This is a genomic window from Pseudomonas sp. (assembly GCF_035512415.1).
Taxonomy (GTDB): Bacteria; Pseudomonadota; Gammaproteobacteria; order Pseudomonadales; family Pseudomonadaceae; genus Aquipseudomonas.
On the sequence record NZ_DATKDZ010000038.1, the window covers coordinates 516,198 to 528,869 of the forward strand.

Sequence of the window (12,672 nt, forward strand, 5' to 3'; positions counted from 1 at the left end):
TGGCCTTGTGCTTGTTATGCGACGAACTAATGACGCGTTGCGAGCGAAGGTCAGACTGTAGGGTGGAAGTCGCTTTTCACTTCCACCAGCAGCGCCTTCGCGGAAGTCGATGGTGGATCGATGAAGCGTGATCCACGGGGTGGCCATCCACCCTACGGACTACGGCTTACTGAGCCTGATAGATCTGATCGAAAACCCCACCGTCATTGAAGAACTTCGGCTGTGCGGTTTTCCAACCGTTAAAGTCCTTGTCGATGGTCACCAGCTTCAGTTCCGGGAACTGCTTGGCGAACTCACCGGCAATGGCCTGGCTACGCGGACGGTAGAAGTGCTTGGCCGCCAGACGCTGACCTTCATCGCTGTACAGGTAGTTGAGGTAGGCCTCAGCCACTTTGCGGGTGCCCTTCTTGTCGACGTTTTCATCGACGACAGCCACCGGCGGCTCAGCCAGGATCGACAGCGACGGCGCGACGATCTCGAAGTTGTCGCCGCCCTCTTCTTTCAGTGCCAGGAAGGCTTCGTTTTCCCAGGCCAGCAGCACGTCGCCGATCTGGTTGTTGACGAAGGTGATGGTCGAACCACGGGCACCGGTGTCGAGTACCGGCACGTTCTTGTAGAGCTTCTCGACAAACTCCTGAGCCTTGGCTTCGCTGCCGTACTTCTGCTGGGCGTAAGCCCAGGCGGCGAGGAAGTTCCAGCGTGCGCCGCCAGAGGTTTTCGGGTTCGGGGTGATCACTTCAACGCCCGGCTTGACCAGATCATCCCAGTCCTTGATGCCTTCTGGATTGCCCTTGCGCACCAGGAACACGATGGTCGAGGTGTAAGGAGTACTGGCATCAGGCAGACGCTCTTGCCAGTTTTCCGGGATCAGCTTGCCGAGCTTGTACAGCTCGTCGATATCACCAGCCAGGGCCAGGGTCACCACATCGGCACGCAGGCCATCGATTACCGCACGGGCCTGTTTGCCCGAGCCGCCGTGGGATTGCTGAATGGTCACAGCCTCATTGCCCTGGGCTTGCCAGTGCTTGTTAAAGGCCTTATTGAAATCCACATACAGCTCACGCGTCGGGTCGTAGGACACGTTGAGCAGGGTTTCTGCAGCGGCCACCGGGCCTGCGGCCCCGGCAATAGTCAGTGCGCTGGCAAGGGCGGCGAAAGCAAAACGGCGAATGGACATGGTGCGGGCTCCTACTGGGACAAATACGGGGTTGGCGTTCAATGGGTCGATGCTCTCGCGGCCTGCCGTGGCTATACGGTGCGGTACGCATGGGCTCGACTCTTTTCATTGCACGCCCTCCGGTGGTCCGGTCGGGCCTTGCTGCTTATTAGGTAATTGGCTTTAGTCGGCTTTGTTGCTCTGGGCCTGCAAACGGAATTTCTCCTTGCGCTCGATCTGCACCACCTGGCCGTTGTGCACCGTGATTTCCACCGAGCCAAATTTCAGGCCATTCAGCGCAGCCTGAATTTCGCGCAGGATGCTGGCGGCGTCCTGGCCTTCAAGGTTATGGAGGCTTGTGGTCATGGTAATGCTCCTGGAAATAGCCCCCTGTGACTGGCGGAAACTGGCCGTGGTCAGTGGACGTGGAGCGGATAGTAGAGAGCCTCTAATATTCTTAAAAATATTATTTAAGAACATTTATATACTTTTTTCGCATATGCAAAATCTTGGCTATCCACTGCAGGAAATGCGATTTCAGGCATAAGCAAATAAGCTCTTATTCTTTTTGATATTCGAAAGCTCTCCCTACACTGCAGCCATTCACATCTGCAGGAGGGCGCACGATGCGCAACCAAACTATCCGTTACCTGATAGTGCCGGGCTGGCAAGGATCGGCCGATGAGCACTGGCAAAGCCACTGGCAGCGCAGCCTGCCGAACAGCGCCCGGGTCGAACAGACCGACTGGCTAAACCCCGATCGCGCGAGCTGGGTTGCAGAATTGCAGCGCACTATCGACAGCGATCTGCGCCCGACTATCCTGATTGCCCATAGCCTGGGCTGCATCACGGTGGCGCATTGGGCAGCCCAGGCCCCGATCGAGTTGCTGCGCCGAGTGCGCGCCGCCTTGCTGGTCGCCCCGGCGGATGTGGAGCGGGCCAACTGCCCGCCAGCGCTACAGAACTTTGCGCCGATTCCCCAACACCTGCTGCCCTTCCCCAGCCAGTTGGTCGGCTCGGACAATGACTCCGCCGCCAGCGCCGCGCGGGCTATCGAGCTGGCGCGCGACTGGGGCAGCGATGCCGCGATACTCAGTGGTGCCGGGCATATCAATGTGAAGTCCGGGCATCAGCGCTGGGAGCAGGGTTTCGCCTACCTCTACCGTTTGCAGGGCCGCATCGAACTAGCAGACCGCCGCCGCGCCTGAAGGCCACCGCCAATCAGCGGGCGGTCAAACCAGGCGCTATCAGCGCGACAGGCAGCATTCCCGGTCGCTGGGGCACTGGCCTGTAGCGCAGGTGGGCGCGGCGCTCTGCGCCAGGCTTATGGCAATCAGCAGGCTACCCACGGCCAGCCCGGCATAGACAATGGAAAAACCCAGCAAGAATGGGCGGTAATTGATTTTCATCGCGGGTCTCCGGGCGATAGGTGCAAAAGCAGCGAGCCGAACAGGTCGCTGTATAAACGCTGCTCTTAGCCATGGCTGCAGCTCCCAAGGCGGACAATTGCAGCTATGCCGCAGCGCGTCGGCGCGCTGGCGCACATAGAGAAACAATCAGCCTAAACCGCCCCGAACCCTGCGTACGCAGGCGCACAGACATCCCCTGACAGCGCTGCCTAAGCTGACTTTTCGGTCGTCGACGACGGCTCTCGATCAGGAGCAGCAAGATGGACCTTTACCGTCACCACGTATCGGGCTTCTTTACCCAACGCAGCACCGCCGAACAGGCGTTGGCCCAGTTGCTTCAGCGCGGCATGGACAACGAGCAACTGCAGATAGTGACCGGCAATGCAGATGCCTCGCCCGCCTCTGCACCACAGGGCAAAAGCAACAAGGTGTTGAAGGACATGCTGATCGACATCGCCATTGGTACCGGCATTGGTATCGGTATCGGTGCCTTGGTCGCGGTGGCGCTGATTGTCAGCGAGGTCAGCCTGTTCTACGCCAGCCCCCTGCTTGCACCCTTCGCACTGATGGGCATGGGCGGGTTTATCGGCGGTTTTCTGGGCAGTGTGATCGGCGCGTCATCGGCCGCTGGCCAGCATCACGGGCACTTTGCCAATCTGGTTAGCAAAACCATTAGCCACAGTGATGTGGTGCTGGTGGCGCAAACCCATAGCGAGCAGGAAACCCGCATGGCCCGCGAGGTGATCAGCGCCACTTCAGGCCTGGTCAAGGACATCAATATGACCAATACCGCAACTCAGTAAACATCGCCTCAGCCCTGGCTCTGACACCTTATTGGGTCAGGGCCAAATCGATCGATAAAAACTATCGCACGCATCCAAACAAGAATCTTTATCAATAGTTACTGAGCGCCTAGGCTGCGTAACAACAGAGAACGATTCTTAATCGAGGTGCGCCATGCTCAAGACCCTGACCTTTACCCTGATGCACTTCTGCATCGCCTTCGGGGTGACCTATGCACTGACCGGCAGCGTCGCGGCCAGCGGCCTGGTGGCAGCCATTGAGCCACTGTGCAATTCCGTGGGTTTCTACTTCCACGAGAAACTGTGGGCCAGAATGGCCGCCCGCAAGAGCAGCGCGCCCTCCCCTGCCCCCGCCATTCCTCGGCATGCCTGGCTGCATCACCAGGCTTGAAAACCGGGGTATCCGGCTTATCCGCGTGTGCCCTGCAGCGCTGAAAGCTGGCTTGTTCAGCGCTAAGGTTTATGACAATTAATAATAAAAACGCACTCTGCTCGAACTCTGTGGTCGAATGACGCCAGCTTACGTCAGCTTGTCTACTTATTGAGAACTCCTGTCATGCCGCACTTCTTCCGCTTGGTCGCCTTGCTCAGTGGAATGGCCTTTACTGGCCAGCTCCTGGCAGCCGATATCGATGCAGCCAGTTATGGCTACCCCCTGAGCAACCCCTTCGAAGCCACACTCGCTACCACCCCAGTCGAATTGCGCCCAAGCCTGCCGGATGACGCCGATATCGACCAGGATGACTACCGGGTCAAGCTGCGCCCCGAACGCGAGTTCGAACTGCCGAAGAACTTCTGGCCGGTCACCAAGATGGGTTATCGCCTGGCCAAGCAGCGCGGCGAAGCGCCCTTGATCTTTATCATCGCCGGCACCGGCGCGCATTACGGCAGCAGCACGCCGGAATACCTGAAAAAGCTGTTCTATGGCGCTGGCTATCACGTCGTGCAGCTGTCTTCGCCCACCAGCTACGACTTTATGACCTCGGCCTCGCGCTTCGCCACCCCGGGCATCACCCGCGAAGATGCCGAAGACCTGTACCGCGCCATGCAGGCGGTTAGGGCTCAGCACCCGCGTCTGAAAGTCAGCGAATATCACCTGACCGGTTACAGCCTGGGCGGCCTGCAGGCTGCCTTCGTCAGCGAACTCGACGAAACGCGGCGCAGCTTCAACTTCAAGCGCGTGCTGCTGCTCAACCCACCGGTCAACCTCTACACCTCGATCAGCAACCTGGATCGCCTGGTGCAGACCCAGGTCGAGGGCATCGACAGCAGCACCACCTTCTATGAACTGGTGCTGGAAAAGCTGACCCGCTACTTCCAGGCCAAAGGCTACCTCGACATCAACGACGCCATGCTCTATGAGTTCCAGCAGTCGCGCGAGCAGCTCTCGGACGAGCAGATGGCCATGCTGATCGGCGCGGTGTTCCGCTTCTCGTCCTCGGATATCGCCTTTACCTCGGACCTGGTCAATCGCCGCGGCCTGATCACCCCGATCGACTACCCGATCGATGACGGCACCAGCCTGACGCCATTCTTCAAGCGCGCCCTGCAATGCAACTTCGACTGCTACCTGACCGAGCAATTGATCCCCATGTGGCGCGCCCGCTCTGACGGCGGCAGCCTGACGCAGCTGATCGACCAGGTCAGCCTGTATGCCCTGACCGACTACCTGAAAAGCAGCAGCAAGATCGCCGTGATGCACAATGCCGACGACGTTATTCTCGGCCCGGGCGACCTCGGTTTCCTGCGTAAAACTTTCGGCGATCGCTTGACCGTCTACCCTCTCGGCGGCCACTGCGGCAACCTCAATTACAGCGTCAACAGCGACGCCATGCTGGAGTTCTTCCGTGGCTAAGCCTTTCCATAACGCGCTTTTCGCAAGCCTGATACTCGCCAGCAGCCTGGCCCAGGCGCAACACGCGGTCGATGACGACGGCTTCAAACAGCCGATGCAGCATCTGCAGATCAACCCAGGTCTTGATCAGCGCGAGTTCGAACGCTCGAGCCTCGGCGCGCTGCAGGTCTATGATCCGCTGGAGTCCTGGAACCGCCGGGTCTATCACTTCAACTATCGCTTTGATGAGTGGGTGTTTCTGCCAATCGTCGATGGCTACCGCTACGTCACCCCCAACCTGGTGCAAAGTGGCGTAAGCAACTTCTTCAGCAACCTGGGTGATGTGCCTAACCTGCTCAACAGTGCGCTGCAGCTCAAGGGCAAACGCACCATGCAGACCACCGCGCGCCTGCTGCTCAACACCACCATTGGGGTCGCCGGCCTGTGGGACCCGGCCACCCGCATGGGCCTGCCCAAGCAGCGTGAAGACTTTGGCCAGACCCTGGGCTTCTACGGCACGCCTGCAGGCCCCTACCTGATGCTGCCGCTGCTCGGCCCGTCCAACCTGCGTGACACCGGCGGGCTTGTGGCGGATTTCGCGGCCAGCAGCCAGGTCAACCTGCTTAACGTCGCCGAAACCAGCGTGCGCCATCCGGAAATCACCCTGCTCGAAATAGTCGACCAGCGCTCCACGGTGAACTTCCGCTATGGTCAGCTCAACTCACCCTTCGAGTACGAGAAGATCCGCTACTTCTATCATGAGTCGCGCAAGCTGAAGATCGCCGAATAAACCTGCGAGATTGACCCAAGGGCCGCCCCCAGGTTTTAACCTGGCGCGGCCTTTGTTTTTTCAGGAGTCTTTATCTATGCGCGTAGCCCAACTGGCCAAAGCCGCCGGCGTCAGCAGTGAGACCGTGCGTCACTACACCGATCTTGGCCTACTAAGGCCCGCGCGCAACTCGGATAACGGCTACCAGGAGTATTCCAGCGCAGACCTGCAACGCCTGCGCTTTATCGCCCGCGCCAGACGCCTGGGCTTTAGCCTCAAGGATATACAGGCGATTCTCGCCCGAGCCGAAAGCGGCAGCGCGCCCTGCGGCGAAGTACGCGACCTGCTGAGCAACCGCCTGGCGGCCCTGCAGGCCCATATAGAAGAGTGTCAGCGTCTGGCCCTGGTTATGCGCAACGCCCTAGACGACTGGGCCGAACGGCCCGAGTGCGCCCCTGATGGTCAGGCAATCTGCCGGCTGATCGAAGACTTCGAACTGCCTGAGGAAAGCCGCCCGGCCACCCCCTGCCCGGCGCATTGATCGACGGAAAGAAGGCGTAGAGGGCGAAGCGGCAGGCTTACTGGCAAATCCGCGCAAGGCTGGCGAGCCTCCCGGATTGCATCCGGGCTACTGGGCTGCTGCTGGCTGGATCTTGAGTCGTTTAGCCGTCCTGCGCTTACTGCGCGTAACGCCGATACAGGCCTGGCGGCACGCCGCTGCTGTCGGTTGGCTGCCAGGGGCCTTGCGGGTTGGTCGCCCAGCTCCAGCCGCTGTTCCAGCGGTAATAGGTGCGCTCGCGGTAGTACAGATCACGCGCGCCGGCCACCACATACACCGCCAGACGCCCATCCCAGTGGCTGTCCACCCCGGGCGGCGGCGCATAGCGCGGGTGCGACTTGGCCACCGACGGTTGCGTGATGGGCGCGCTGACCTGCTGTACCGCGCAACCGGCCAGGCTCAACAAGCCCAGCACTAGCACTAACTGCATCCCGCGCCTCATTGCGCCTGTCCGTCCGCAGTATCGATGGTCAGCTGCTGCAGCTCGGTGGTGCTGCTGGCCAATGGCTGGCTGCTGCCGATCCATTCGCCGGCGGTGGCATTGCCGCTGCGGGAAATCCGCGCCACCAGCTGCACCTGCTCGAACCCGGAAATCTTCAGCTGCGGCATCATCGCGTCGCTATCCGACAGACTGACCTGCGCCGGCAAATCGGCCACGGTCAGGCGCTTGACCGCCAGCGGCATCGGCGGGCCGGATGCGGCACGGGCGAAGACGAACACGCTGTCGCTCGGCTGAACCTGATCCTGCAGCGCCGCAGCCAACTCGACCTTGACTGTCAGTTGCCGGTTCGCGGCAACAGCAGCCGCTGGCGTCTGTGCTTGCTCTGTCGGCCCGTCGAGGCGCTCACGGGCACGCTCGATACCGCCCTGAATCGCTTGCCGCGAAGGGTCCTGCTGCGGCAGTACCGCGACCAGACGCTCCCAGAAGCCGATGGCCGCCGTGAAGCGCCCGTCTTCATAGGCGGCAATACCGAGCAGACCGAGGCTGGTGACCTCCTCCGGATCGGCCTTCAAGGCTTCATCGGTGAGCGCCTGCATCTGCTCGTTCCACTGCTTGTTACCGGCAAAGTACAGCGCCTGGGCCCACTGCCCGAGCAGTTCCGGCTCACGCCCGGCGACGCCGACGGCACGCTCAAAAGCCGCCGCCGCATCGCTCGCCCGTTCCTGGGCCATATAGGCGCGCCCGAGGAAGTACCAGCCTTCGGCTGAATCGGGATTGCTCTGCACCGAGGCTTCCAGGCGCGCGGTCATCTCCTCGATGCTCTTCGGCTGCGCGGCAAAGGTCCGCACCTGCTCCACCTCGTCGATGGCTCCCCAGTGCTGATACAGGCCAAAGCCCAGCACGGGCATCAACAGGGCGGCCACCAGCGGAACCGTACGCCCCAGGGCGGCGAAGCGACTCGGGGCCCCGGTGCCTTCGGTGTCGGCCAGCAGCTCGCGGGCCGCTTCATCGCGACCATGCTGCAGCTGTTCATCGTTCAGCGCACCGGCCTCGTGCTGGCCTTGCAGCTCCTGCAGACGCTCCTGATAGAGGCTCACGTTGAGCGCGGTACGATCCTCTTCCGCTTGCGCCTTGCGCCCGCGCAACACCGGAATCAGCAGAAAAGCCAGGGCCGCCAGCAACAGCAGACCGGCACACAACCAGAATTCGATCATCAGTCTTTCTTATCCACAGGCGGTTGATTATTGGCAGGCCGCTGGCTGGCAGACGGTTGATTAAGTAGGGCGGCCAGACGCTGCTGTTCATCCGCAGACAGGCCGCTGGCCACGGCATTCTGTTTGCCGCGGCGGCGCAGCAGGATAACCCCGAGTAAAACGAAGCCACCGACCAGCAGGCCGCCCGGGCCGTACCAGAGCAACAGGGTGCGCGAGGTTACCGGCGGCTTGTAGAGGACGAAGTCGCCATAGCGGCTGACCAGAAAATCGATGATCTGCTCGTTGCTCTGGCCCTCCTCCAGCATGCGGAAGATCTGCGCACGCAGGTCCATGGCAATCGGAGCGTCGGAGTCGGCGATATTCTGGTTCTGGCACTTGGGGCAGCGCAGCTCTTCCACCAGGTTGCGATAACGCTCGCGCTCGGCCTCACTGGCAAATTCGTAGGTATCAATAGCGGCCTGGGCGGTGCCCAGCAGCGCCAGACTCAGTACGGCGGCGCTTAACAGACCTTTCATGGCTGGGCCTCATCGACTAACGCTTGATAAAGCGGAGCCAGCTGTTCGCGCCAGACACGCTCATCAATCACGCCGACAAACTTGTGGCGGATGATGCCGTCCTTGTCGATCAGAAAGGTCTCGGGTGCGCCATACACGCCCAGGTCCAGGCCCAGGGTGCCGCGGGCGTCGTTGATATTGAGCTGGTAAGGGTCATGGAACTCCACCAGCCACTTCTGCGCAGCGGCGTTGTCGTCCTTGTAGTTGACCCCATGGATGGTTACACCGAGCCCGGCCAGCTTGTTCAGCACCGGATGCTCAACCCGGCAGGCCACGCACCAAGTGGCCCAGACATTGACCAGCGCCGGCTTGCCCTTGAGGTCAGCCTCGCTCAGCGTCTTGCCGTCTTGCACCGCTGGCAGGGAGAACGCCGGGAATGGCTTGCCGATCAGCGCCGAGGGCAGCTCGCTGGGGTCGAGAAACAGACCGCGGTAGAGAAACAGCGCGACACCGAGAAAGATCGCCAGGGGCAGCAGCAGGATCAGCCGTTTCATGCCTGTACCCCCGCCATGCCCAGGGCTTCACGCACCCGAGTTTTGACCTTCATGCGGTAGCGCTTGTCCGTTGCCGAGAGGAAACCGCCCAGGCCCATCAACAATGCCCCCAGCCAGATCCAGCGGACAAAAGGCTTGATATGCACGCGCACCGCCCAGGCTCCGTTGTCCAGTGGTTCGCCCAGGGCGACGAACAGATCGCGGGTGATCCCGGCGTCGATGCCGGCTTCGGTCATCACCGACTGCTGCACGGTATACAGGCGCTTCTCCGGGTGCAGTACGGCGATCTGCTTGCCCTCTTCGAGGATGCGCACCGTGCCTTTGTCGGAGGTGAAATTCGGCCCTTCGAAGTGTTCAGCCCCTTCGAAGACAAACTGATAACCGCCGATTTCCACCGACTCGCCGGGAGCCATGCGCATATCGCGTTCGAAACTGCCAACACTGGTAAGCACCACGCCCAGGGCGCACACCGCCATGCCCAGGTGCGCGGTCTGCATGCCCCAGTAGCTGCGCGTCAGGCTCGGCAGGCCCTTGAGCAGGCCTTTGTGGCGGGTCTTTTCATAGATATCGCGTACCCCGGCCAGCACCACCCACAGCGCCAGCAGCCAGACGCCAAGCACGGCCCAGTTGAAATCGCCCAGCAGCAGACTCGCCACCACCGCCAGCACGACGCTGCCGATCAGCACCGGCGAGAGCATGCCGAGCAACCAGCGCAGCGGTGTGTCCTTCCAGCGCACCATTACGCCCACCGCCATCATCGCCATCAACAGGCCCATCAGCGGCACGAACAGCGCATTGAAGTAAGGCGGGCCGACCGACAGCTTGGTGCCGCTGATGGCATCCAGCACCAGGGGATAGAGGGTGCCGAGCAGAATCATCGCCGCTGCCACCACCAGAATGATGTTGTTGACCAGCAACAGGGTTTCCCGCGACCACAGGGCAAAGCCGACCTGGCTCTTGACCACTGGCGCGCGAAGGGCAAACAGCGCCAGGGAGCTGCCCACCACAATCAGCAGGAACGCCAGGATAAACACCCCGCGTTCCGGGTCGCTGGCGAAGGCATGCACCGACGTCAGCACCCCGGAGCGCACCAGGAAGGTCCCCAGCAGGCTCAGGGAGAAGGCAGCAATGGCCAGCAGCACGGTCCAGCTCTTGAACACGCCGCGCTTCTCGGTCACCGCCAGGGAATGGATCAGCGCGGTGCCGACCAGCCAGGGCATAAAGGAGGCATTCTCCACCGGGTCCCAGAACCACCAGCCGCCCCAGCCGAGTTCGTAATAGGCCCACCAGGAGCCCAGGGCGATGCCGATGCCGAGGAAGGCCCAGGCCACCGTGGTCCAGGGCCGCGACCAGCGCGCCCAGGCCGCATCCAGCTTGCCGCCGAGCAGCGCGGCGATGGCGAAAGCGAAGGCCACCGAGAAACCGACATAACCCATATAGAGCATCGGCGGGTGAATGATCAGGCCGAAGTCCTGCAGCAGCGGGTTTAGGTCACGGCCGTTTGCAGGGGTATCGAACAACAGGCGCTCGAAGGGGTTGGAGGTGATGATCAGAAACAGCAGAAAACCGATGCTGATAATGCCCATCACGCCCAGCACCCGGGCCAGCATTTCCTCCGGCAGCTGCCGCGAGAAGATCGACACAGCAAAGGTCCAGCCGGCCAGGATCAGGCCCCAGAGCAGCAGCGAACCTTCGTGCGCGCCCCACACTGCGCTGAACTTGTAGTGCCAGGGCAAGGCCGTATTGGAGTTGTTGGCCACATAGGCCACGGTGAAATCGTCGACCATAAAGGCGTAGGTCAGACAGACGAAGGCAAACAGCATAAAGCTGAACTGACCCCAGGCGGCGGGCTGAGCCAGGCTCATCCACTGACGGTCACCACGCCAGGCACCGACCATCGGCAGGGTGGCCTGCACCAGCGCCATGCACAGCGCCAGGATCATGGCCAGATGGCCAAGCTCGGGAATCATTGCGCGTACTCCGACGGGGACGCCTGCTTGGCCGCGTTGGCCGCATCGTGCTGCTGTTTCATGCCGCTTTTTTCCAGGGCCTGCATAACCTCCGGCGGCATATAGTTTTCATCATGCTTGGCCAGGACTTCGTCGGCGATCAGCATGCCATCGGCATTCAACTTGCCCATGGCGACGATGCCCTGCCCTTCACGAAACAAGTCGGGGAGGATGCCGCTGTAGCGGATTGTCACGCTCTTGGCACCATCGGTCACCACAAAGTCGGTATCCAGCGAGGTGCCGGAACGCTTGACCGACCCGGTCTCGACCAGGCCGCCGGCACGGATGCGGGTATCCTGCGGGGCCTCGCCATTGGCGATCTGGGTCGGTGAGTAGAACAGGTTGATGTTCTGCTGCAGCGCGCTCAGGGCCAGGGCCACCGCGATGCCGGCACCGGCGAGAATGGCCAGGACTATATACAAGCGCTTCTTGCGGACAGGGTTCACTTCGACTCCTCCCGGCGCAAACGACGCGCCTCGTCTTGCAGATAACGGCGGCGGGCCAGGATTGGCAGCGCCACATTCAGCCCCAGTATCGCCAGGCTGATGGCATAGCAGGACCAGACATAAGGCCCGTGGGTACCCATGGCGATAAACTCGCCAAAGCTGGCAAAACTCATAGCCCCTTCTCCACCTGCGCCTTGACGGCGACTTTGGCCCAGCTGCTACGCGACTCACGCTTGAGCACTTCCAGGCGCATGCGCATCAGCAGCACCGCGCCAAAGAAGCAGTAGAAACCCAGCACCATCAACAGCAGCGGCATCCACATCTCGAACGGCATGGCCGGTCTGCTCACCACACTGAAACTGGCTGGCTGGTGCAGGGTGTTCCACCACTCCACCGAGTATTTGATGATCGGGATATTGATCACCCCGACGATGGCGAGCACCGCGCAGGCCTTGGCCGCGCTGTCGCGGTTAGTGATGGCATTGCCCAGGGCGATCACGCCGAAATACAGGAACAGCAGAATCAGCATCGAGGTCAGGCGCGCATCCCACACCCAGTAGGTGCCCCAGGTCGGCTTGCCCCAAATGGCACCGGTCAGCAGGGCGATCACGGTCATCCAGGCCCCGATGGGCGCGGCCTGCTGCAGGGCGACATCGGCCAGTTTCATCTTCCACACCAGGCCCACGGTGCCGGCGACCGCCAGCATCACGTAGATCGACTGGGCGAGAAACGCCGCCGGCACATGGATATAGATGATGCGAAAGCTGTTGCCCTGCTGGTAATCCGGCGGCGCAAAGGCCAGGCCCCAGACCAGGCCCACCGTCAGCAACAAGACCGCCGCCAGCGCCAGCCAGGGCAGCCAGCGCGCGCTGATCTCATAAAACCACTTGGGCGAGCCCAGTTTGTGAAACCACGTCCAGTTCATCAGGTTACTCATCAGTGCTAGGGCGGATCGCGGTGCAGGCAGCACCAGGATCAGCCGG

17 protein-coding genes are annotated in these 12,672 nt (G+C 61.5%); 6 read left to right on the forward strand and 11 right to left on the reverse strand.

The annotated features are described in order from the left end of the window. Positions 1-166: 166 nt before the first annotated feature. Both VMP31_RS19575 and oscA read right to left on the reverse strand, forming a co-directional pair. On the reverse strand, positions 167-1,177 hold the full coding sequence (locus VMP31_RS19575) for a sulfate ABC transporter substrate-binding protein (protein ID WP_325509363.1): 1,011 nt from the start codon (positions 1,175-1,177) through the stop codon (positions 167-169). Between the two features lie 162 nt (positions 1,178-1,339). Then, positions 1,340-1,522 (reverse strand): sulfur starvation response protein OscA, encoded by a 183-nt coding sequence (gene oscA / locus VMP31_RS19580; protein WP_325509364.1) that lies wholly within the window; start codon positions 1,520-1,522, stop codon positions 1,340-1,342. A 260-nt stretch (positions 1,523-1,782) separates the two neighbouring features. On the opposite strand from oscA, the gene VMP31_RS19585 reads away from it, so the two are divergent. Further along, positions 1,783-2,364, forward strand: a complete 582-nt coding sequence (locus VMP31_RS19585) for an alpha/beta hydrolase (protein WP_325509365.1) — start codon at positions 1,783-1,785, stop codon at positions 2,362-2,364. Between the two features lie 39 nt (positions 2,365-2,403). Here the strand turns inward: VMP31_RS19585 and VMP31_RS19590 are convergent, their stop codons facing one another. Then, on the reverse strand, positions 2,404-2,565 hold the full coding sequence (locus VMP31_RS19590; protein WP_325509366.1) for a hypothetical protein: 162 nt from the start codon (positions 2,563-2,565) through the stop codon (positions 2,404-2,406). A 260-nt stretch (positions 2,566-2,825) separates the two neighbouring features. Here VMP31_RS19590 and VMP31_RS19595 point away from each other — a divergent pair, with 260 nt between their 5' ends. The 5 genes from VMP31_RS19595 to VMP31_RS19615 all read left to right on the forward strand — a co-directional run bounded on the left by VMP31_RS19595 (position 2,826) and on the right by VMP31_RS19615 (position 6,512). Further along, on the forward strand, positions 2,826-3,368 hold the full coding sequence (locus VMP31_RS19595; protein ID WP_325509367.1) for a hypothetical protein: 543 nt from the start codon (positions 2,826-2,828) through the stop codon (positions 3,366-3,368). 154 nt (positions 3,369-3,522) lie between these two features. Beyond that, complete coding sequence (locus tag VMP31_RS19600) at positions 3,523-3,759, forward strand: DUF2061 domain-containing protein (RefSeq protein ID WP_325509368.1); 237 nt, start codon at positions 3,523-3,525, stop codon at positions 3,757-3,759. A 165-nt stretch (positions 3,760-3,924) separates the two neighbouring features. Continuing rightward, positions 3,925-5,223: a serine/threonine protein kinase gene (locus VMP31_RS19605; protein WP_325509369.1), complete on the forward strand. Its 1,299-nt coding sequence runs from the start codon at positions 3,925-3,927 to the stop codon at positions 5,221-5,223. A gap of 28 nt (positions 5,224-5,251) precedes the next feature. Then, positions 5,252-5,992 carry an MlaA family lipoprotein gene (locus VMP31_RS19610; protein ID WP_414705479.1) on the forward strand — a complete coding sequence of 247 codons (741 nt, stop codon included), beginning with the start codon at positions 5,252-5,254 and terminating at the stop codon, positions 5,990-5,992. A 76-nt stretch (positions 5,993-6,068) separates the two neighbouring features. Continuing rightward, positions 6,069-6,512, forward strand: coding sequence for a MerR family transcriptional regulator (locus VMP31_RS19615; RefSeq protein WP_325509371.1), 444 nt, complete (start codon positions 6,069-6,071; stop codon positions 6,510-6,512). 136 nt (positions 6,513-6,648) lie between these two features. Here VMP31_RS19615 and VMP31_RS19620 read toward each other — a convergent pair whose 3' ends face one another. From VMP31_RS19620 to VMP31_RS19655, 8 genes are read right to left on the reverse strand one after another with little or no spacing between them, the layout of a single operon-like run. Beyond that, on the reverse strand, positions 6,649-6,972 hold the full coding sequence (locus VMP31_RS19620; RefSeq protein WP_325509372.1) for a hypothetical protein: 324 nt from the start codon (positions 6,970-6,972) through the stop codon (positions 6,649-6,651). Next, the gene (gene ccmI / locus VMP31_RS19625; protein ID WP_325509373.1) at positions 6,969-8,186 is read right to left on the reverse strand and encodes a c-type cytochrome biogenesis protein CcmI; all 1,218 of its coding nucleotides are present in this window, start codon (positions 8,184-8,186) and stop codon (positions 6,969-6,971) included. Before ccmI ends, VMP31_RS19620 begins: the two co-directional genes overlap by 4 nt. Beyond that, entirely contained in the window at positions 8,186-8,701 is a 516-nt protein-coding gene (locus tag VMP31_RS19630; RefSeq protein WP_325509374.1) for a cytochrome c-type biogenesis protein, read from the reverse strand. The genes ccmI and VMP31_RS19630 overlap by 1 nt, the downstream gene beginning before the upstream one ends. Continuing rightward, positions 8,698-9,234, reverse strand: a complete 537-nt coding sequence (locus tag VMP31_RS19635; protein WP_325509375.1) for a DsbE family thiol:disulfide interchange protein — start codon at positions 9,232-9,234, stop codon at positions 8,698-8,700. The genes VMP31_RS19630 and VMP31_RS19635 overlap by 4 nt, the downstream gene beginning before the upstream one ends. Next, positions 9,231-11,204 (reverse strand): heme lyase CcmF/NrfE family subunit, encoded by a 1,974-nt coding sequence (locus tag VMP31_RS19640; RefSeq protein WP_325509376.1) that lies wholly within the window; start codon positions 11,202-11,204, stop codon positions 9,231-9,233. The genes VMP31_RS19635 and VMP31_RS19640 overlap by 4 nt, the downstream gene beginning before the upstream one ends. Then, positions 11,201-11,689, reverse strand: a complete 489-nt coding sequence (gene ccmE / locus VMP31_RS19645) for a cytochrome c maturation protein CcmE (protein WP_325509377.1) — start codon at positions 11,687-11,689, stop codon at positions 11,201-11,203. Before ccmE ends, VMP31_RS19640 begins: the two co-directional genes overlap by 4 nt. Continuing rightward, positions 11,686-11,862: a heme exporter protein CcmD gene (gene ccmD / locus VMP31_RS19650; protein ID WP_325509378.1), complete on the reverse strand. Its 177-nt coding sequence runs from the start codon at positions 11,860-11,862 to the stop codon at positions 11,686-11,688. The genes ccmE and ccmD overlap by 4 nt, the downstream gene beginning before the upstream one ends. Next, positions 11,859-12,617: a heme ABC transporter permease gene (locus VMP31_RS19655; RefSeq protein ID WP_325509477.1), complete on the reverse strand. Its 759-nt coding sequence runs from the start codon at positions 12,615-12,617 to the stop codon at positions 11,859-11,861. Before VMP31_RS19655 ends, ccmD begins: the two co-directional genes overlap by 4 nt. Between the last annotated feature and the right edge of the window lie 55 nt (positions 12,618-12,672).

Bases quoted from the DNA above. Each gene is read 5' to 3' on its own strand.
- VMP31_RS19575 (WP_325509363.1), bottom strand. From the start codon at position 1,177: ATGTCCATTCGCCGTTTTGCTTTCGCCGCCCTTGCCAGCGCACTGACT.
- oscA (WP_325509364.1), bottom strand. From the start codon at position 1,522: ATGACCACAAGCCTCCATAACCTTGAAGGCCAGGACGCCGCCAGCATC.
- VMP31_RS19585 (WP_325509365.1), top strand. From the start codon at position 1,783: ATGCGCAACCAAACTATCCGTTACCTGATAGTGCCGGGCTGGCAAGGA.
- VMP31_RS19590 (WP_325509366.1), bottom strand. From the start codon at position 2,565: ATGAAAATCAATTACCGCCCATTCTTGCTGGGTTTTTCCATTGTCTAT.
- VMP31_RS19595 (WP_325509367.1), top strand. From the start codon at position 2,826: ATGGACCTTTACCGTCACCACGTATCGGGCTTCTTTACCCAACGCAGC.
- VMP31_RS19600 (WP_325509368.1), top strand. From the start codon at position 3,523: ATGCTCAAGACCCTGACCTTTACCCTGATGCACTTCTGCATCGCCTTC.
- VMP31_RS19605 (WP_325509369.1), top strand. From the start codon at position 3,925: ATGCCGCACTTCTTCCGCTTGGTCGCCTTGCTCAGTGGAATGGCCTTT.
- VMP31_RS19615 (WP_325509371.1), top strand. From the start codon at position 6,069: ATGCGCGTAGCCCAACTGGCCAAAGCCGCCGGCGTCAGCAGTGAGACC.
- VMP31_RS19620 (WP_325509372.1), bottom strand. From the start codon at position 6,972: ATGAGGCGCGGGATGCAGTTAGTGCTAGTGCTGGGCTTGTTGAGCCTG.
- ccmI (WP_325509373.1), bottom strand. From the start codon at position 8,186: ATGATCGAATTCTGGTTGTGTGCCGGTCTGCTGTTGCTGGCGGCCCTG.
- VMP31_RS19630 (WP_325509374.1), bottom strand. From the start codon at position 8,701: ATGAAAGGTCTGTTAAGCGCCGCCGTACTGAGTCTGGCGCTGCTGGGC.
- VMP31_RS19635 (WP_325509375.1), bottom strand. From the start codon at position 9,234: ATGAAACGGCTGATCCTGCTGCTGCCCCTGGCGATCTTTCTCGGTGTC.
- VMP31_RS19640 (WP_325509376.1), bottom strand. From the start codon at position 11,204: ATGATTCCCGAGCTTGGCCATCTGGCCATGATCCTGGCGCTGTGCATG.
- ccmD (WP_325509378.1), bottom strand. From the start codon at position 11,862: ATGAGTTTTGCCAGCTTTGGCGAGTTTATCGCCATGGGTACCCACGGG.